General features: G+C 51.0%; 14 protein-coding genes. 10 read left to right on the plus strand and 4 right to left on the minus strand.

What is annotated here, in order from left to right:
• Nucleotide 1 precedes the first annotated feature (1 nt).
• The 8 genes from rplL (at nt 2) to BQ7364_RS01275 (ending at nt 13,196) form a co-directional block, all read left to right on the plus strand.
• Entirely contained in the window at nt 2-373 is a 372-nt protein-coding gene (gene rplL / locus BQ7364_RS01240; RefSeq protein WP_072683019.1) for a 50S ribosomal protein L7/L12, read from the plus strand.
• A gap of 74 nt (nt 374-447) precedes the next feature.
• On the plus strand, nt 448-1,044 hold the full coding sequence (locus tag BQ7364_RS01245) for a class I SAM-dependent methyltransferase (RefSeq protein ID WP_072683020.1): 597 nt from the start codon (nt 448-450) through the stop codon (nt 1,042-1,044).
• 109 nt (nt 1,045-1,153) lie between these two features.
• On the plus strand, nt 1,154-5,293 hold the full coding sequence (locus BQ7364_RS01250) for a DNA-directed RNA polymerase subunit beta (protein ID WP_072683021.1): 4,140 nt from the start codon (nt 1,154-1,156) through the stop codon (nt 5,291-5,293).
• Between the two features lie 14 nt (nt 5,294-5,307).
• A complete protein-coding gene (rpoC, locus tag BQ7364_RS01255) occupies nt 5,308-9,105 on the plus strand; it encodes a DNA-directed RNA polymerase subunit beta' (protein ID WP_072683022.1) in 3,798 nt (1,265 codons plus the stop codon).
• Nucleotides 9,106-9,203: 98 nt separating this feature from the next.
• Entirely contained in the window at nt 9,204-10,544 is a 1,341-nt protein-coding gene (gene gdhA / locus BQ7364_RS01260; protein ID WP_072683023.1) for an NADP-specific glutamate dehydrogenase, read from the plus strand.
• Between the two features lie 111 nt (nt 10,545-10,655).
• Nucleotides 10,656-11,495 (plus strand): metallophosphoesterase, encoded by an 840-nt coding sequence (locus tag BQ7364_RS01265; protein ID WP_083538339.1) that lies wholly within the window; start codon nt 10,656-10,658, stop codon nt 11,493-11,495.
• 140 nt (nt 11,496-11,635) lie between these two features.
• The gene (locus BQ7364_RS01270; RefSeq protein ID WP_072683024.1) at nt 11,636-12,082 is read left to right on the plus strand and encodes a MarR family winged helix-turn-helix transcriptional regulator; all 447 of its coding nucleotides are present in this window, start codon (nt 11,636-11,638) and stop codon (nt 12,080-12,082) included.
• Between the two features lie 211 nt (nt 12,083-12,293).
• Entirely contained in the window at nt 12,294-13,196 is a 903-nt protein-coding gene (locus BQ7364_RS01275) for a sugar phosphate isomerase/epimerase family protein (RefSeq protein ID WP_072683025.1), read from the plus strand.
• Nucleotides 13,197-13,265: 69 nt separating this feature from the next.
• On the opposite strand, the gene BQ7364_RS01280 is transcribed toward BQ7364_RS01275, so the two are convergent.
• Together BQ7364_RS01280 and BQ7364_RS01285 are read right to left on the minus strand one after the other, a co-directional pair.
• Nucleotides 13,266-14,516, minus strand: a complete 1,251-nt coding sequence (locus tag BQ7364_RS01280) for a CCA tRNA nucleotidyltransferase (protein WP_072683026.1) — start codon at nt 14,514-14,516, stop codon at nt 13,266-13,268.
• Entirely contained in the window at nt 14,513-15,166 is a 654-nt protein-coding gene (locus tag BQ7364_RS01285; RefSeq protein ID WP_072683027.1) for a helix-turn-helix transcriptional regulator, read from the minus strand. Before BQ7364_RS01285 ends, BQ7364_RS01280 begins: the two co-directional genes overlap by 4 nt.
• A 195-nt stretch (nt 15,167-15,361) precedes the next feature.
• Between BQ7364_RS01285 and eda the strand changes: the two genes are divergently transcribed.
• On the plus strand, nt 15,362-16,324 hold the full coding sequence (gene eda, locus BQ7364_RS01290) for a bifunctional 4-hydroxy-2-oxoglutarate aldolase/2-dehydro-3-deoxy-phosphogluconate aldolase (protein WP_072683028.1): 963 nt from the start codon (nt 15,362-15,364) through the stop codon (nt 16,322-16,324).
• A gap of 21 nt (nt 16,325-16,345) precedes the next feature.
• A complete protein-coding gene (locus BQ7364_RS01295) occupies nt 16,346-17,368 on the plus strand; it encodes a sugar kinase (RefSeq protein WP_072683029.1) in 1,023 nt (340 codons plus the stop codon).
• A gap of 602 nt (nt 17,369-17,970) precedes the next feature.
• On the opposite strand, the gene BQ7364_RS01300 is transcribed toward BQ7364_RS01295, so the two are convergent.
• Entirely contained in the window at nt 17,971-18,606 is a 636-nt protein-coding gene (locus tag BQ7364_RS01300; RefSeq protein WP_072683030.1) for a hypothetical protein, read from the minus strand.
• Between the two features lie 12 nt (nt 18,607-18,618).
• Nucleotides 18,619-20,517 (minus strand): BglG family transcription antiterminator, encoded by a 1,899-nt coding sequence (locus BQ7364_RS01305; protein WP_072683031.1) that lies wholly within the window; start codon nt 20,515-20,517, stop codon nt 18,619-18,621.
• Between the last annotated feature and the right edge of the window lie 74 nt (nt 20,518-20,591).

Genomic DNA, 20,591 nt, shown 5'->3' on the forward strand with positions numbered 1-20,591 from the left:
CATGGCAAAGTTAACAAATGCTGAAATCATCGAATCTCTGAAAGAGATGACAATTCTGGAACTGAACGAACTGGTAAAAGCGATCGAAGAAGAATTCGGCGTAACGGCTGCGGCTCCGGTTGCAGTTGCGGCTCCGACTGAAGCTGCAGCGCCTACAGGACCGACTGAAGTTTCCGTATTCCTGAAGGAAGTCGGCGCTTCGAAGGTTGGCGTCATCAAGGTTGTTCGTGAAATCACTGGCTTAGGCCTGGTTGAAGCGAAGGGCTTAGTTGACAAGTGCCCAAGCGCAATCAAGGAAAACATCAAGCCGGAAGAAGCGGAAGAAATCAAGAAGAAACTGATGGATGCCGGCGCTTCTGTCGAAATTAAATAAGTTTCGCACAATCCGACAACAGAACAATTCCGTCATTGAGCGCGGAATGCAATTAGCCCATGGGAGGCGATCGAATGAGTCATTACTTTACTGACAATCGTCAACTACCACAAAACCGGAAGGAGATTTCTTTCCGGTTTTCGGGCTTTATTATCCCTTTGATCACGGATAACGGCGTGTTCTGTAAAAGTGAAGTGGATTTTGGATCGTATGTCCTGTTGAAAACGATCAAGGAAGAACCGCTGGGAGATCACATATTAGATCTGGGCTGCGGCTACGGCGTGATCGGCGTCACCGTGAAAAAAATGTTTCCGGACGCTGAAATGCTGATGGTGGATGTCAATCCCCGGGCGGTTGAGCTGGCTGTTCTTAATGCGCAGAAGAACGGCGTGGAGGCTGAAGTTCGGGTATCGGATATCTTTGGGAATGTCACTGAAACGTTGAGCGATATTCTGACCAATCCGCCGATCCGGGCGGGCAAAAAAGTAATCTATGCGATGTTTGAGCAGGCGTATGATCATTTGCGTCCGCAGGGACATCTGTATGTAGTGATCCGCAAGCAGCAGGGCGCGCTCAGCGCTAAAGCTAAAATTGAGGAAATGTTTGGCAACTGTGAAGTGATCAACAAGGAAAAGGGATATTACATTTTAAAATCGACAAAAACAGATTGACAACTTGTGTTAAGTTTGGTACTATATTAAATTGCAAAAATGTATAAAAGTTAAGGGGGTTTCACGCCCTTTTAGCCGTTGTTAACACTGTTATGAAAGGATGGCGTACATGGAAAAAATGCAGAACTACCGTATTGAAAAACTGGGTAAAAAGGCAGAACGCCGGAATTATTCCAAGGTCAGCGGCAACCTCGATCTTCCTGATCTGGTTGAAGTGCAGACTCAGTCTTTTGAATGGTTTATCAGAGAAGGCATCAGGGAAGTTTTTGAAGATATTTACCCGATTCAGAACTACGGTGGAAATATTCGCCTGAAATTCGTAGATTACGAATTCGGCACGCCAAAGTATACCGTCAACGAGTGCAAATACCGGGAGGCGAATTTCGCCGCGCCATTGAAAGCGAAAATGGAGCTGGAAATGGTCGACAATACAACCGGTGAAGTACTGACAAAGTGGGAAGACGTTTTCCTGGGCGAATTCCCGATGATGACGGAAACCGGAACTTTCATTATCAACGGCGCTGAACGTGTTATCGTTTCTCAGATTGTACGTTCGCCAGGCGCTTATTTTGATATTGCTTCCGAAGACAAAACTGGCAAAGATAGCTACAACTGTGAACTGATCCCAAGCCGCGGCACGTGGCTGGAGTTCATGACCGACGGCAAGAAGGCGGCGTTAGGCCGGATTGTCAACATGTCGGTCGACCGCAAACGTAAAATTTTATCCACAATCCTGTTCAAGGCGATCGGGATGTCCTTGAACCTGGAAAAGAGCGAAGACGGTTTTGATACGGCGGAAATCCGCCGGTTCTTAAAAGCGTTGGGACTGGAAGTGTTCGAAGAGAACATCGTTGAGGGCGAACCGCGCGAATTCCTGAACCTGTATATGCTTTTATATACCTCGTTCTTCGGCAACTATGAAGAAATCCGCAACACGCTGGCCGCCGATAAGATCAAGACGAGCAACGAAGCGCTGCTGGCGATCTATGAAAACCAGCGCTCTGATGAAGTTCCGACGATCGACGGTTCGATCAACTTGATGAACGCCAAGTTCTTCGATCACCGCCGGTATGACCTGACCAAGGCCGGCCGGTATAAATTAAATAAGAAACTGTCGCTGACGGACCGGATGGAAGGCACTTATCTGGCTGAAGACGTCCTGAGCGGCGAGGGCAAAGTGTTGTTTGAAAAAGGCACGTTTGTCACGAAGAAGGAAAGAAACGTCCTGCGTGTGGAAATGCTCAAGGGCAGCCATGTCACAGCTTTCCCATTCGTGCATGAATTCTCACATCCAGATACTTCCATGATGGATACGTCCTGGAGCCTGGGGCTGATCGGCCGGATTCTGGCCAATGACGTCGAGTGCGGTGACCGCCTGTTTGAAAAGGGCACCGTTCTGACGGAAAAAGATATTGAAGCCCTGGCGAAGGAAGTCAAAGAAGTCCGCGTCTATTCCGGACTGGTGGCCAAGCCGGTCGCACTGACGGCAGAAAACGCCTCCGCGGTCCTGAATTACGGTCATCGTTTCTTCGTGATCGGCCGGTTGACGGCGAATAACGAAGACATGACCAACAACGGCGAGCTGGTGGTTGACCGCTACATCCCGGATGAGGATTACTCGAAGCTGAGCGCTTCCGAGCAGCAGGTCATCATCGAACGTGCGCATCAGAATCAGGCGATCACAGCCTGGCTGGTCGGCGCGGCTGTGCAGACGATTCAGGTTTCGACATCTGCGGACTGCAGCAATCCGATCAAGATCGTGGCGATCGACCCGATCAACCAGAAAAAGACGATCACGATTTCCGACATGTATGCCTTCTACAGCTATGAGCTGAACATGATGGACGGCGTCGGCAGCGTCGATGATATTGATATGCTGGGCAACCGCCGGATCCGTACGGTCGGCGAACTGATCCAGAATCAGTTCCGGATCGGTTTAAGCCGGATGGAACGAGTCGTTAAAGAAAGAATGTCGATTGCCGAGGCCGCAGGTCTGACGCCGAAGCAGTTAACGAATATCCGTCCGCTGACGGCGGCGATCAAGGAGTTCTTCTCCTCCTCGCAGCTGTCGCAGTTTATGGATCAGCAGAATCCGCTGGCCGAGCTGACCAACAAGCGCCGTATTTCCGCGCTGGGTCCAGGCGGCTTAACGCGTGAGCGCGCCGGCTTTGAAGTCCGTGACGTTCACAACAGCCATTACGGCCGGATCTGTCCGATCGAGACGCCGGAAGGCCCGAACATCGGTCTGATCTCCAACTTGACAACGTATGCCAAGATCAACGAATATGGCTTTATCGAAACACCGTACCGTCTGGTCAAAGAAGGCGGCGAGGTTACTGAGGAATATGTTTATCTGTCAGCCGATGAAGAAAACGACTACATCATCGCGCAGGCGAACGAAGTGCACGAAGGTCGTCTGATCAACGACATGGTCGTTGCCCGAAAAGCGGGAGAAACAATCATGGCTCACCGCGATCAGGTCGAACTGGCGGACGTTTCGCCGAAACAGATCGTTTCGGTTGCGACCGCATGTATTCCATTCCTGGAAAATGACGATGCTTCCCGTGCCCTGATGGGCGCGAACATGCAGCGTCAGGCCGTACCGCTGCTGAATCCGCATTCTCCATATGTCGGAACCGGCATGGAGCACCGCATAGCGCGGGACTCCGGCAGCGCGTGCATCTGCACCGGCAACGGGGTCGTCACCTATGTCGATGCCAATAAGATCGTCGTTACGGAAGATGAAGGCGAACAGCGCGTTTACGAGCTGCAGAAATTCCGCCGTTCCAACGCCGGCACCTGCATCAACCAGCGGCCGATCGTCAAGCATGGCGAACGCGTGGAACGCGGCGATATTCTGGCCGATGGTCCTTCGATGGAAAAAGGCGAGCTGGCGTTAGGCCAGAACGTGACGATCGCGTTCATGACCTGGCACGGTTACAACTACGAAGACGCGATCATCATGTCCGAGCGGATGGTCCGCGACGATGTCTACACTTCTATTCATATTGAGGAATATGACATTGAATGCCGCGAAACGAAGCTGGGACCTGAAGAAATTACCCGCGATATTCCAAACGTCAGTGAAAATGCCTGCCGTCACCTCGACGGCCGCGGCATCGTCATGATCGGCGCGGAAGTCAAGGAAGGCGACATCCTGGTCGGTAAGGTTACCCCGAAGGGCCAGAGCGAAATCTCCCCGGAAGAAAAGCTGTTACTGGCGATCTTCGGCGAAAAGTCCAGAGAAGTCCGCGACAATTCGCTGAAAGTTCCGCATGGCGGCGCCGGCATCGTCCATTCGATCCGCATTTTCAAGCGCAACGAGGGTCACGATCTGCCGCCGGGAGTCAATGAAGTCGTTAAAGTCTATATCGTTCAGAAACGTAAGATTTCTGAAGGTGATAAAATGGCCGGCCGTCATGGCAACAAGGGCGTTATCTCCAAGATCCTGCCGATCGAGGATATGCCGTATCTGCCGGATGGCACACCAATCGACATCATGCTGAACCCATTCGGCGTTCCATCTCGTATGAATATCGGACAGGTTCTGGAAATCCATCTGGGCATGGCCGCGAAGACGTTAGGCGTGAAGTTTGCGACACCGGTCTTCGACGGTATTTCCAATGACGAATTGAAAGCGATCATGGAAGAAGCGCAGACCTCGCCGGATGGCAAGCTTGTGCTGCACGATGGCAAGACCGGCGAGCCGTACGATGAACGGATCTCTGTCGGCGTCATGTACATGATCAAGCTGGCGCACATGGTCGACGATAAACTGCACGCCCGTGCAACCGGCCCATACAGCTTAGTCACGCAGCAGCCGTTAGGCGGTAAGGCGCAGAACGGCGGCCAGCGTTTCGGTGAAATGGAAGTCTGGGCGCTGGAAGCTTACGGCGCCGCGCATACGCTGCAGGAAATCCTGACCGTGAAGTCTGACGATATCGTTGGACGCACCAAGACCTACGAAGCCATCATCAAGGGCAAGGATCTGCCGGAACCGGGCATTCCTGAATCGTTCCGCGTCTTAAAGCATGAGCTGCAGGCGCTGGCGATCGACGTCAAGATGCTGGATGAAGAAGGTCTGGAAGTCGATATGAAGAAGATGGAAGCGGACGAGATTAACGAAGTTGCAGCCCTGGAGAACGTCGTATCCGAAACCTCGGCAGAGATTCCGGCCCAGGTCATCGACGAGGAGGATCTGCCGGAAGAAGCGGCTGTAATCGGATTTGATGACGAAGACGTTGAGTAAAGGAGGCGTAAGCGATGAGTGTCAATAAATTTGCCGCCATTCAGGTCGGTCTGGCATCCCCGGAACGAATCCGCGAATGGTCCTATGGCGAAGTCAAAAAGCCGGAAACGATTAACTACCGTTCTCAAAAACCAGAACGGGACGGCTTATTCTGCGAACGGATTTTCGGTCCTTCCAAAGACTGGGAATGTTATTGCGGAAAATACAAGAAAGTACGCTATAAAGGCGTAATCTGTGACCGCTGCGGCGTAGAAATCACCAAGAGTTCCGTCCGCCGCGAACGGATGGGTCACATTGAACTGGCAGCTCCGGTTGCGCACATCTGGTATCTGCGCGGCATTCCAAGCCGCATGAGCCTGCTGCTCAACATCACGCCGAAGGCGCTGGAAGAAGTCGTTTACTTCGTATCCTGGGTCGTTACCGATCCGATGGATACGCCGCTGGCTGTCAAACAGATCCTGTCAGAAAAAGAATACCGTGAGAACACCGCACTGTATGGTCCGGGCAGCTTTGTTGCCCAGACCGGCGCGGAAGCGGTCAAGACCTTGTTGGAAAAGGTCGATATTGAGAAAGAACACGAGATTGTCATTAAAGAACTGGAAAACGCGAACGGCGACAAGCGCAAGAAATTGATCAAGCGCTTGGAAACCATCGACGCGTTCCGTCATTCCGACAACAAGCCGGAATGGATGGTTCTGACCGTATTGCCGGTCATTCCGCCGGATTTACGGCCGATGCTGCAGCTGGACGGCGGCCGCTTCGCGACCTCCGATTTGAACGATCTGTACCGCCGTGTCATCACCCGGAACAATCGTTTGAAGAAGCTGCTGGAGTTGGGAACTCCGGCGATCATCGTCCAGAACGAAAAACGTATGCTGCAGGAAGCGGTCGACGCTTTGATCGACAACGGCCGCCGTTCCAAGCCGATCACCGGCGCGGGCGGACGGGCGCTGAAATCCCTGTCGCATTCCTTAAAGGGTAAGCAGGGACGTTTCCGTCAGAACCTGTTAGGTAAGCGTGTCGACTTCTCCGGCCGTTCCGTTATCGCGGTCGGACCGGATCTGAAGATGTATCAGTGCGGAATTCCGCGCGAAATGGCAATTCAGCTGTACAAGCCGTTTGTCATCAATGAAATTGTCAATCAGGGCATCGCCGGCAATCCGAAAACGGCTGAAAAGCTGATCGACCGCCAGGATCCGCGCGTCTGGGACGTCGTGGAACAGGTGATCGACAATCATCCGGTCTTCCTGAACCGTGCGCCGACGCTGCATCGTCTGGGCATTCAGGCGTTTAAGCCGAAGCTGGTCGAAGGCCGTGCGATCCGTCTGCATCCATTAGTCTGTACCGCGTTCAACGCCGACTTTGACGGCGACCAGATGGCTGTCCATCTGCCGCTGTCCGAAGAAGCCCGTGCCGAAGCGGAAATCCTGATGCTCGGTTCCAACAACATTCTGGGTCCGAAGGATGGTAAGCCGATCGTTACGCCGGGTCAGGACATGGTTCTGGGCAACTTCTATCTGAACATGGAAGAAACGGCGGACGAATTCTTCACGAAGGCAGATTTCCTGGATTCTCTGGGCGATCATGAAGCGGCTGAAATGTGGCGCCGGTTCGGCACCAACGAAGGCCATGTCTTCAAGGACACCAACGAAGTCTTAATCGCGTATCAGAGCAAGCAGGTGCATCTGCATACCCGCATTGCCCTGCCGGGATACGCGCTGCATAAGAGCTGCTTCACGGAGAAGCAGAACCATTCGTACCTGGTAACGACGGTCGGCAAGGTCATTTTCAACGAAATGTTCCCGGCAGACTTCCCATATATCAACGATGTCAACAAGGCAAGCTTACAGGCGACGCCGGATAAGTTCTTCCTGCCGTTAGGCACGAACATCAAGGAAGCGATCGCCGCAATGCCGCTGAATCCGGAATTCAAGAAGAAGGATTTGTCCAATGTCATCGCCGAAGTGTTCAACCGGTACAGAACGGAAGGCACTTCCGATATCATGGATAACATCAAGGATCTTGGCTTTGAATATTCCACAGTTGCGGGCATGACCGTATCTCTGGCGGATATCAACGTCGTTCCGAACAAACAGAAATATGTTGAAGAAGGCCGTGCTCAGGCTGATAAGCTGGATAAGCTGCTGAAACGAGGCATGCTGACGCCGCCGGAATGGGAACGCCACTTCTCGAAGCTGTGGGCGGATATCAAGGATGAAATCGGCGATGCCGTTATGAAATCCCTGCCGCGTAAGAACCCGATCAACATGATGGCGGTTTCCGGAGCGCGAGGCAACAAATCCCACTTTACTCAGCTGTGCGGCATGCGTGGTCTGATGGCCCGTCCGACACAGTCGAAGTCCAAGAAAGAATACCAGCCTTCGATCATCGAAGTTCCGATTTACTCTTCCTTCCGTGAAGGTCTGAATGTGTCCGAGTTCTTTATCTCCACTCACGGCGTGCGGAAAGGTCTGACCGATACCGCCCTGAAGACGGCTGAATCGGGTTACCTGACCCGTCGTCTGGTCGACGTAGCTCAGGATGTCGTCATCATTGAGGAAGACTGCGGAACCGACCGCGGCTATCTGGTTGAGGATATTGTTGACCGCAAGACCAACACGATCCTTGAACCGCTGGCTGAACGCTTAATCGGCCGTTACAGCCAGGATGCGATCGTCGATCCGAACACCGGCGAAATTCTGGTTGAAGCGGATACCTACATGGATGAAGCGATGGCGCAGAAGGTGGTCAATGCCGGCGTCACCAAGGCTTATATCCGCAATACGTTCACCTGCGAAAGCGTCAACGGCGTCTGCCGCAAGTGCTATGGCCGCAACATGGCGACTGGCAAACTGGCGGAAGCCGGCGAAGCGATCGGCATCATGGCCGCGCAGTCCATTGGTGAACCGGGCACACAGCTGACCATGCGTACGTTCCATACCGGCGGCGTCGCTTCCGGTAACGACGGCGATATCACGCAGGGTCTGCCGCGAGTCGAAGAATTGTTTGAAGCCCGCTGCCCGAAACATGTCGCAGTCCTGTCCAAGATCGACGGTGAGATCACCGAGATCAGCGAACTGGAAAACAAGAGCGGCATGCGCATCGTGGTCACCAACGAAAAGGAAAGCATCGAACACAAATGCGATCTGACGCAGACGATCCGTTCCTGGCTGAAAGTCGGGTCCCAGGTCGTTGCGGGCGATAAGCTGACCGAAGGTCAGGTTAACCCGAAGGAACTGCTGGAAGTCGCAGGCGTCATGGAAGTTCAAAACTATATCCTGAAGGAAGTCAAGAAGGTTTACGCTTCTCAGGGTATCGAAATTTCCGATAAGCACATCGAAGTCATGATCCGGCAGATGCTGCGGAAGATCATTGTCATCGACGGCGGCGACACCGGCTTAAGCGCAGGTCAGACGCTGTCCCTGAACAACATCACCGGCATCAACCGCGCTTGTCTGTTAGCGGGCAAGCATCCGGCGGTCTTTGGTCCGACGCTGCTGGGTATCTCAAAAGCATCTGTCGAAACCGATTCCTTCCTGTCCGCGGCATCCTTCCAGGAAACCACCAAGGTCCTGACCGAAGCGGCGATCAAGGGCAAGGTCGACCATCTGATCGGTCTGAAGGAAAACGTTATCATCGGCAAGCTGATCCCAGCGGGAACCGGCTCAAAATTCGAGCGTGAAACGACGCGCCTGATCGAAGAACGGGCAGCGGAGCTGCGCGAGGAACGGGAAGAATGTTCCGTCGATCTGGAAGAAGATGTCAAGCTTCCGGAAGAAATGCTCGGCAACCACGCTGAACCGGCGGTCTAAAATGAACGAGAGAGGGAATATCCGAAAGGAATGTCCCTCTTTTTTTCATTGAATTTTCAGGCCGAGTAGCATATCATAATAAAAAAGGTGGGATAACAATGAATTCATATTGTGAACGTGTTTTACATCAGCTGAAACAAAAAGACGCCTCGCAGCCCGAGTTTCTGCAGGCGGTGGAAGAAGTGCTGACGTCGGTCAGCCTGATTTTTGATCATCATCCGGAATATGAGAAAATGGCGATTCTGGAACGCTTGACGGAGCCGGAGCGGATCATCCAGTTTAAAGTACCGTGGACAGACGACCAGGGCCAGATGCATGTCAACCGCGGCTACCGCGTCCAGTACAGCAGCGTCTTGGGCCCTTATAAAGGCGGTCTGCGGTTTCATCCGGCGGTCACGCTGGGCATGATGAAATTCCTGGCGTTTGAACAGATCTTCAAGAATGCGCTGACGACGCTGCCGATCGGCGGCGGCAAGGGCGGCAGCGATTTCGATCCGAAAGGGAAGAGCGACGCGGAAGTAATGCGCTTCTGTCAGAGCTTTATGATTGAATTGTCCAAGCATATCGGACCGGATGTCGACGTGCCAGCGGGCGATATGGGCGTCGGCGCACGGGAAATCGGTTATTTATACGGTCAGTACCGGCGTTTAAAAGGTGTCAGCGAGCGCGGTGTGCTAACCGGCAAGGGCGTAGGCTATGGCGGCAGTCTGGCACGCAAGGAGGCGACCGGCTACGGGTTGATCTACTTCGTCTTGGAAATGATGAAAGCGGCGCAGATGGATCCGCAGGGGAAGAAAGCGATTGTCAGCGGCAGCGGCAACGTCGCGATCTATGCCGCGGAAAAAGCGCTGCAGAATGGAATTCAGGTCATCGCGATGAGCGATTCCAAAGGCTATATCGTCGATGAACAGCTGGATCTGAATACGGTGAAGAAAATCAAGGAACAGCTGCGCACCTCGCTTTCGGCATATCCGGAAATGGCGGGCCATGGCGAATATCATGAAGGTTCGGTCTATGACGCCAACCTGAAGGTTGATCTGGCTTTCCCATGCGCGACACAGAACGAGATCAACAAGGAACGTGCCCGGCGCTTAATCGAAGCGGGCTGCCAACTCGTTGCCGAGGGCGCGAACATGCCGAACGATAACGAAGCGATCGCTTTGTTTCGTCAGCAGGGAATCCTGTTCTCCCCGGGTAAGGCGTCCAACGCCGGCGGCGTTGCGACTTCCGCGTTGGAAATGAGCCAGAACAGCATGCGTCTGGCCTGGTCGTTTGAAGAAGTCGACGACAAGCTGCGCGGGATTATGATCTCTATTCATAAGCAATGCCAGGAGGCAATCCGGCAGTATGCGCTGGATCCGAAGGATTATGTGACGGCCGCCAACATCGCCGGTGTTCAGAAGGTGATTGACGGAATGATCGCGATGGGCGATTATTAAAAAGCAAATCGCCGCCGTGTTTTTAAGGCCAACGCGAATCCAACATAAAAGGAGAATCACAATGAAACAACCGGTTTACTATACCATCAGGGTTACTGAGGGAGGCTGGCGATGAAGCTGGCCCTTCTCTTTTTCGGCCTGATCGCCGCCTATCTGTTGATCGGCTGGCTCATCAGTTTTCCAATTCAATTACGATCCTATACACTGTCCAGTCCGAAGATCAAAACGCTGGTCAGACTGGCGGTCGTCTCCGATCTGCACAGCACGGTCTACGGTCCGAATCAAAAGCGGCTGTTGGATAAACTGCGGCAATCCCGGTGCGATCTCATTCTCATGCCGGGAGATATCATCGACGATATCAAACCGCTGCGGGGCGCGGAATTATTCCTTGATCAGGCTGCGGCGATAGCGCCGTGTTATTATTGCACAGGCAACCATGAAAATATTGATACTCTGATCACGCTCCCGGAGGTCAAAGCACGGGTGCGTCAGGCGGGAATTACCGTTTTGGACAGCAGGAAAGAAACCATCACGATCCGCGGAACACGATTTACGTTGTGCGGAATTGACGACCCCCGCAAATATGCGTATATTGATCGGGATTCACAAGAGGAAATTGAACTGATGAAGGCGCTGGGGTCGGTGCAGACCTGCCCGGAATATACGATACTCTTAGCGCACCGGCCGGAACGTTCGCCGATCTACGCGCAGTTCGGGTTTGATCTGATCGTGTCCGGCCATGCCCATGGCGGACAGGTTCGAATTCCCGGTTTGATCAACGGTTTGTTTGCGCCCCGGCAAGGCTGGTTCCCGAAGCGGGCAGGCGGTTTGTATCAGGAACAGAACTCGGATTTAATCGTTTCCCGGGGATTATGCCGGCGATGGTATCTGCCGCGAATCTTCAATCCGGTTGAAATTCCCGTAATTGAACTCACTCACAATGACGGATAAAAGAACGAAACGCTTCGTTCTTTTCTTTTTAATCAGCGTGAAATGTGAAGTAAAACGTTTAATTCACATTGAATTCGGTAAAATTGTAACGTTTAACTGGACTTTTGATTTATAATAAGAAAAAAGAAAGGAGTGAGTTCATGAATCAAATTCGGGACGTTGTGAATTTGGACACCAAAGCGTTTATTATGTTTTCAGATTTAATCAAACAGTTTTATGAAGTAAAATCCGATACGCTTAAAGTTTTGAATCTCAAGTTATCCCATCTAAAAATCCTGCATCTGTTGTCTGACCACAATGGAATTAATCAGCAGGAAATTGCGGTCATTTCCGCCAGTAAGCGCTCTACAATTTCAGAAATCATTTCAGAAATGGAGAGTGAGGATCTGGTGATGCGAATCGGCAACGATAAAGACCGCCGAGTAATGAACATCTTCCTGACGGAGAGAGGGAAAACCGCTTCGGATCTTATTCAGTCGGAATTCAGAAAATATTGTATGCAATGTATGGACAGTTTCTCAGACGCTGAAGTTTTGCTTTTCCAGCAGCTGCTCAACCGGTTTCAATTTCAAAACGAAAAAAAATAAACGCTGCGAATCGAAGCTCATTGGAAGTTTTCCTCTTCTGGAAGACTTCTTTTTTTAGTGTTGGTAAGAATGAAGATCAGGATCAAAAAAGGAAAATAACGAAGATGCGGCTTGTCAGACATCGGGGGTGTTTGCTTGTTTCCTGACGGGATTGGCCGTATAATAAAAACAGAAAGGTTCTGCTTACAGAGAGCGGAAACAGGAGGGAAACATGCGGGAATGTTCACTGCACTTTGATTTTGTCAACGCCGAGGGCAAGCTGGATCTCAACAAGGCGGACACGCTCATGGAAATGGCGTTGAAATTAGGCATTCATACGTTCAATACCTATTGGGATCAGGAGGTGTATCCGGAAAAGGATGCCGAAGATCAGGAATTTGCCGATCAGATTCATGCGCTGGCTGTCCAAAAAGGGATGAAGCTGTCGTCTTATCATTTCGTCGGTTCCGTGTTGGACGAGGACGATCCTGAACAGAAACGGGTCCGTCATTATATGCAGAAAAGTCTGGATATTTACAGTGTATTGGAACCGGGGGTGTTCGTTGTGCATCCGGGGACTTTTTCAGACGGGGGATTTAAGAAAAATAAAATCGTTCATCAAGCTTCGTTAGAAAAATGGGGTGCAGAAGAAACGCACCGGCGGGTTGTGGAAAACCTGCGCTGGTTTGGTCAGCGGGCTGCTGAAAAAGGAATCCGGCTGGCAATCGAGAATATCTATGGCGGGCGTTTTTACAGTCAGATCGACGAATTGATTGCGCTGGTAGAAGAAGTGAATCTGGAGAATGTCGGTTTCTGTCTGGACGTCGGCCACGCGAATGTGGACGGCGTGGATATCCCGGCCACGATCCAGCGCATGGGAAAGAAGCTGTACGAAGTGCATCTGCATGACAACAACGGGAAAAAGGATCAGCATCTGCCAATCGGTTTTGGTACGGTGAACTGGATTGAAGTTATTGAAGCGCTCAATGCGATCAATTATCCAGGCACTGCGACCTTTGAGTTCTTCCGCTGGCCGCTGCCGGATTACGAACAAGGATTAACCCGCGCGGTGGAAATGTGGCGCACGTTGGAGTTCATTCAGGAAAACGGATATTTCACGACCAACTGGAATTAACGGGAGTCAGAAAAAAAGTTGGTTTTCAAAAAACATGAAGAAGACAAAAAAAGCCGGAGCCCAGAGTGTTTACTCGGGGTGTTCCGGCTTTCGTTGTTGATGGACAAAGCTCAGAAGTGCTTCTTTTTGATTCGGAATCTGATCTTCCATCACCGCTTTCAGCGTTTGCGTTAAAAGTGCGGAGATCTGGGGGCGGGGACAGCCGGCGGCGATCAAGTCGGCGCCGTTGACCGCCAGTTGCTTGAGGGTCAGGCAGTCCTGGCCGCGAATTTCTTCACTGGCGGCGATCAGGCGAGCGGCTTGTTGCGGCGTAAGCCGGTTTAAGCCCTGTTGAAGCTGGATCCATTCCACGACCAAATCCGGAAGTTCGCTGATCAGAAGCCGCAAACCAATCCGATCCTGGGGAAGCAGGCGATTTTGATATTGGACAAGCTGGATCAGATTCTTCTTGTTTCGATTGGAAAACCTCAGCTGCCCAGCCCAATGATGAGCCTGATCAATGCAATAGGTCAACGGCGCTTGCGGCAATTCCAGAAAGAAACAGGCCAGCCGGGGCAGCGTCACCGGCGGACAGAATCGGAATGCGTCGAACGCTTTTTGAATCGCCTGCGGTGATTGCAGGGCGGGAAGCTGAGGAAACAGAACCGCCAGAATTTCATGATTGCCGGCGAAGATTTCCGGCCAGCGAAGTCCGACGACCATCTTTTCCATTTCCCGGGCAATGCGCTCGGCAGACAACACCCGCAGCAGTTCTTTCTGATGAAAGAGCGCGGAACGCGTGTCAGGATGGATTGTAAATCCCAGGGTGGAAGCGAACCGCAGCGCCCTGAGAATCCGCAGCGCATCTTCGTCAAATCGCTGCACCGGATCGCCAATGCAGGCAATGATTTTGTTTTTCAGGTCTTGCTGGCCATCGAAATAATCCCGCAGTCCGAGATCCGGATGCCAGCACAGCGCGTTGATCGTAAAATCCCGCCGCGCGCAGTCTTCCTGTAAAGATCGTGAAAAGTGAACGGATTCGGGATGCCGGTGATCGTGGCAGCCGGCATCAGATCGGTAAGTCGTGACTTCGATCGGGAAATCGTGAATCATGACCGTCACTGTGCCGTGCTTCAACCCCGTCGGAATCACCAGGTATCCAGCATTGCGGAAGCAGGCGATCGTCTGTTCAGGCAAAGCGGAGGTCGTTACGTCGATATCCTGCACCGGCCGTTCCAACAATGCGTCGCGAACGCAGCCGCCCACCCACCAGGCTTCATAACCCGCTTCGTTAAGGCACTTCAGGCCGGTCAATCCGGCGCTGCGCAGCGTGGGATTCATTCCTTATCTTCCTTGCGGATGGTATCCAGATAGCTGTAAAGCGTAAACTTGGAAATGTCGAGGAAGGCGCAGATCTTATCACCGCTCTTTGTGATCAGGAAAGCGCCCTTGTGATCAAGGAATCGAACGATTTCCATCTTTTCTTCCTTATTCATTTCCCTGGCAGGCTTGTCCATGCGCTTGCGGCATTCCTGCAGAAGCAGCTCCAGAATCTGATTGACGTCGTTGGTAAACGGTTCCTCGCCGATCTTTTTTTCTTCCTGCGGAAGCAGGGTAAATGCGTCCAGATTTTTTCGAGCTTCCACCAGCGGCGTGATGTCGGTATTCAGACACAGTGAACCGATATTCTTCCCTTCGCTGTCCTGAAAGAAAATTGAGCTGTTGCGGATGATCCGGCCATCGTCGGTCACCATGACTTTATTATAGCGGTGAGTGTCGGTTTGTTCGCTGGAGAGAACCTCCAGTCCCCAGGCGCCGCCGCCGTCGCCAATCTTTCTTCCGCTGATCTGGCCGTTGCGGATATCAATGATCGTGTGCGCATAATCCTTCGTGTTGTCATGCAGCACGATTTCGCATTGCGGTCCGAAATGATGTTCCAGCAGATCCAGAATCTGGGAAAAAAGCAGACGTTGTTCTTCGATCGAATTCACCTGCGAATTCCTCCTTTTTCTCTAATGAATATTGTTTCAGAGGAGTGGATAAATGTCAAGATAGTCCGGATGAAACCTAAAATATTTTTAGCATATTACTAAATATCTAAAAAAAATTTAGAACATCTCTTTACAAACCGGGGAAAGCATGTATACTAGAAGTGTATCAACTCATAAAAAAAAGGAGTGGAAATCATGGATGCAATTTTAGAAAAAATCAGCCGGATCGGCATTGTGCCGGTCATCAAAATCGACCGGATCGAGGATGCTGAACCGCTGGCCAGGGCGTTGTGCGAGGGTGGTCTGCCTGTCGCCGAGGTGACGTTCCGTACTGAACATGCCAGGCAGGCGATGCAGATCATCAATGAAAAGTTCCCGGAAATGATCCTGGGTGCAGGCACCGTTCTGACGACCAAGCAGGTCGACGATGCGATCGAAGCGGGAGCGAAGTTCATCGTTTCGCCGGGACTGAATCCGGAGATCGTCCGTTACTGCCAGTCTAAAAACATCATGATTCTGCCAGGCTGCGCGAATGCCAGCGATATTGAAGCAGCGTTGTCATTTGGCTTAACCACGGTGAAATTCTTCCCGGCTGAGCCGTTAGGCGGCCTGAAAATGATTAAGGCGCTGGCGGCTCCGTATGTGAACGTCAACTTCATGCCGACCGGCGGAATTAAGGAAAATAATATCTGCGAATACCTGGCTTACGACCGGATCGTGGCCTGCGGCGGCACCTGGATGATCGATTCCAAGCTGATTGCCAACGGTGAATTCGATAAGATTAAGGAACTGACGCAGAACGCAGTTAAGACGATGCTGGGTCTGAAGCTGGATCATGTCGGCATCAACGCTACGCCGTCAACCTCTGAAGGGATTGCGAACGAAATGGCAGGTCTGCTTCAGTGCGATGTCCGCGCCACATCCAAGAGCTTCTTTGCGGGCGAGACCGTGGAAGTGATGAATGAAAACGGCCGCGGAACGCATGGGCATATCTGTTATACCGTGAATTCTGTGGATCGCGCTGTCCGTTACTTTGAAGCACGGGGTTATAAATTCGTTGAAGAAACGAAACAGTTCGATGCCAGGGGGCATCTGAAATTTGCTTACTTTGAAGGTGAAATCGGCGGCTTTGCGATTCATCTGAAAAATGCGGCATAAGGAAAGGGGTAAATCTCAATTATGAAAATCATTACATTAGGCGAAATTATGCTTCGTTTGTCCACGCCGGGCAATACTCGTTTTGTTCAATCTGATTCCTTTGACGTCGTTTACGGCGGCGGCGAAGCGAACGTCGCGGTTTCTTTGGCTAATTATGGTCATGACGCGTATTATGTCACCAAGCTGCCGAAGCATGAAATCGGTCAGTCGGCGGTCAACGCACTGCGCCGGTATGGCGTGCATACCGACTACATCGCCCGCGGCGGTAATCGGGTAGGCATCTATTATCTGGAAACCGGAGCTTCAATGCGGGCTTCCAAGGTTATTTATGATCGTGCGGGTTCCTCGATTGCCGAGGCTTCGGTCGATGATTTCGATTTCGATACGATCATGGAGGGGGCCGATTGGTTCCACTGGTCGGGCATCACGCCGGCGATCAGCGCCAACGGCGCGGCTTTGACCAAAGCGGCCTGCATTGCGGCGAAGAAGCACGGCGTTACTGTTTCCTGCGATTTAAACTATCGTAAAAAGCTGTGGACACCAGCCGAAGCGCAGGCGGTCATGAAGGATCTGATGCAGTATGTCGATGTCTGCATCGGCAATGAAGAAGATGCGGAGCTGTGCCTGGGCTTTAAGCCGGAAGGAACGGATGTTTCCAGCGGCAAGCTGGATCTGAACGGCTACAAGACAATCTTTGAGCAGATGCGCGTCCAGTTCGGTTTCAAGACGGTCTGCACAACGCTGCGCGAAAGCTTCTCCGCCACGCATAACGGCTGGTCGGCGTTGATTTATGACGGCGAGGAATTCTATCAGTCCAAGCGGTATGAGATCAATCCGATTGTTGACCGGGTCGGCGGCGGCGATTCGTTCTCCGGCGGTCTGATTCACGGCCTGTTAACCAAGAAGACGCAGGGTGAAGCTCTGGAATTCGCGGTTGCGGCTTCGGCGTTGAAGCACACGATCAACGGCGATTTCAATCTGGTCAGCGCCGAGGAAGTCGAAGCGCTGGCAGGCGGTGACGGCTCTGGACGTGTTCAGCGCTAATTTAGAACAATGAATTATCAATCCTTTGTTCCTCTAGGGAGCAGAGGATTTTTTTGTGTTATTTTATTGAGTTGGAATAAAAGCAGATCAACGCTGAAATTAATTCAAGAAAGGCAAAAAGATTGTTTCATTCGTTATTCGATCGCAGGCTTAACTAACTATTTTAAATATTCACGATAATACATGGGGATTAAGGTAGATCATGTTAATTTGGAAAAAGTGATGAGTCTATGAATTACGATGTACAGCTTCTCAAAATGGGATGTTTCTGACGTGAGAGTGCAGCTGATTTAATACATAGATTCGGATTGCCGACACGCTGCTTTATACAGATAAAAAGCGAGGTTTGATAACTGATATTCGTAAAAATTACTCCGTTGCGGTCAATCTTGAAACAGTCGTGCCGGCCGCAATGTTTTTGAGATCGCCTCCGGGATAGCCGCAGATGCCTCTATTTCTCATCATTCCGCTTTTGTATATGACAAACAAAGGATGGAAATTCGCAAATAAATTGAAAATGAGCTGAAGAATATCATGACGACACAGGGATATACGCTTTCTGATCGCAGTAAAAAGGTTCAAAGTTTGGATTCATTTATAGATCAGTCTTTCATAAAAATAAGATCTAACAGATGGAAACGCTCGATATCCAAAGAACCCAGCGCCTGATAACAGCTGTTGCAATAGGCGACCACTCGTTTGTCAGGATAGTAACCAGCCTGAGCTTGCAAAAGCTTTTGCTGCTTGGCAAAATCCAGAATTTTAACCTGAGCCTGCAGCGCTTTGAAGTAAGTCGGGGCGCTTTGCAGATTTCGCTCGCTGATCGGATTCATCAAAAGGGTGCCGCAGGTGGGCGGCGCTGTCTCACCCATTTCATGCACGGTATAATTCATTCTCGCCAGCAAGCTGCGAACCTGACGGCGCAGAGGGACATCTGCCCGGGCGCAGTCCTGCAGCGTGATGACCTGTCCGTGCACATCAGGCCAGAGAAACTCACAATCCTGCTCCAACAAGTCATAAAGTGTTATGACTGAACAAGAAGGAAATCGTTCTTTAAGAATCGCTGTGCAGCTGAGACAAACCGTGATCAGGGTATCGCCGGACTGAAACTTCAATCCCTCACTCCGGCAGCAGCCCGTCGTTTCAGCGTTCCAGCGACATTGAAGATAATCCCTTATTTCAGCGGCAGTTTGCGGATGGGCAGCCTGAAACTGACAGCTGGGAAATGCAGTAAACATCAAATCCCTCCTTTAGAACTGACTGAACTTTGCCATGAATTCATCATAATTTCTCGTTTCCAACAATTCAAAAGCCAGATGACTATTTTGAATAATTTTGGAGATTTTATCAAAGAAAATCCGTGTCAATGCCTGATTCTCATTGATACAGACCAAGAAAATAATCTGAACCGGTTTCGCATTCCACGTCACCGGTTTTTTCAGCTTGCAGATGGAGATAAAATTCGGCAGCTGTTCCGGGTTTAACGGATGCGGAATCGCAATTTTATTATTATATTCGGTTGTCCCCATGCGCTCCCGGGCGGCGACGGAATCATAGAAATTCGCAGGCAGCGGCAAACTTTTTCGAATGTGTTCAATTTGTTTCATCAAGGCTTCCTGCCGTGAAGAAGCGCTGATTTCCAGATACAGCTCGGGACGGATCAGTTTGTCCAGATGAAACTTCTCATTCAGATTGTTCAGCAGCAGGCGCAGGATATGCAGATCATTCTCCGAAAGACTTGGCTGGATTTTTAACGTCGGTTTATCGAAACGCAGATTCATTTCCGTGGCATTAAGAATCACGTCGAACTTTTTCAGTTCCTCTGCATCCAGCGATTTCGCATCGAACAGCTTGACCAGATTGATAAAATCCGCCAGCGTTTTGTTTAGCCGGTAAGCGATCAGCTTAAACAAACTGGAAATATCGTTGGAGATCACGGCGATATTCACTTTTACCCGCGCTTCCGGGCCCCGCTCCAGAGCCAGCGCGATGTGCAGCGTGAAGTACATGATTTCTTCCTCGGACACGGCGATGCCATATTTTCTGGGAATAAACGACAGGCCGCAGACCGCCAGCTCGTTGGCGAACGGAAACTCGTCGCGGATCGACGACAGATTCGACTGCGTGACCTGCATGTTATTTTCCAGCCGGTGCAGAAACGGCACGATGTGCGTTAAGAGATTCGCCCGCAGATCCTTATCCTCAAACAAATCGATTTTGGACAGCTTCAAGATATTGCGCAGAAATAAATTATAAAAAACAACGGCGTCCTGCGGCAGATCCTCACCCAGACTTCCATGATCGGCGTTGATTTTCTTTTTCCCGTTGATATGGAAGGCAAAATAACACAGCTCCGCTTCCGGCAGCGACACATGGAAAATTTCCTCGATCGAGCGGTTGATATCAATCGCTGTTTTGTATTCCAGCGACTGCCGCATGGCTTCGCTGACTTCCTGATTGATGATATTGTTGGTTTCCACGCGGTTGATCGCGATCAGAATATGCAGCGACAGCGCGCTGCAGGAATCGGCGGTGATCGAAATGTTCGCGTTCATCAGTGATTCCGCGATGACGTGCTGAATCAGGCTCAGCTGCTTCGATTTGTAACTGGTCTCCTGCGGCAGAAAGTCGATGATTCCGCTGATCGACGCTTCCTTGGACAGACATCGGCGGATATCCTTTTCCTTGCCGGTGATCCGATAGCCGTTGCTGTGACTGTGCTGCAGTGTCAGATGATAGCGTTCCAGCGTCGGCTTCAGCTCCTTGAGATCCTTGCGCAGCGAGGAAGGAGAAATATAAATTTCATCGGCCAGATCGTATAAATTGAGATATTCATTTTCTGTGATCAGCCGGGCAAGCAGATATTTTTTGCGGTTTTCCGGAGAGCCGACGTCATTGACTTCCCCCACGCTTAAAGACTGGACATAATGATTGAATTTATCCGGATCGTAGACGATCAATACCGATCCTGATCCGCGCTTGATTAAAATATCAGCCCCGTTTTCCATCAATTCATCCTTGAGCTGATTGATGTATTTCAACAATGTCTTGACGCTGACGTTCAGCGTAAAAGCCAGCGCCGAGCTGGACAGCGGTTCCGAGGAAGCCATCAGCTTCTGAAGCAGAATCAGCCGGTCTTTTTCGTACATAAAACGCCCCTCTTTTCTTTTTCATTATAAACAATTATAAAATTTGAAATTGCCTTTATCTTCTTTAACACAAA

The organism is Holdemania sp. Marseille-P2844, assembly GCF_900120005.1.
Lineage (GTDB): Bacteria > Bacillota_I > Bacilli_A > Erysipelotrichales > Erysipelotrichaceae > Holdemania.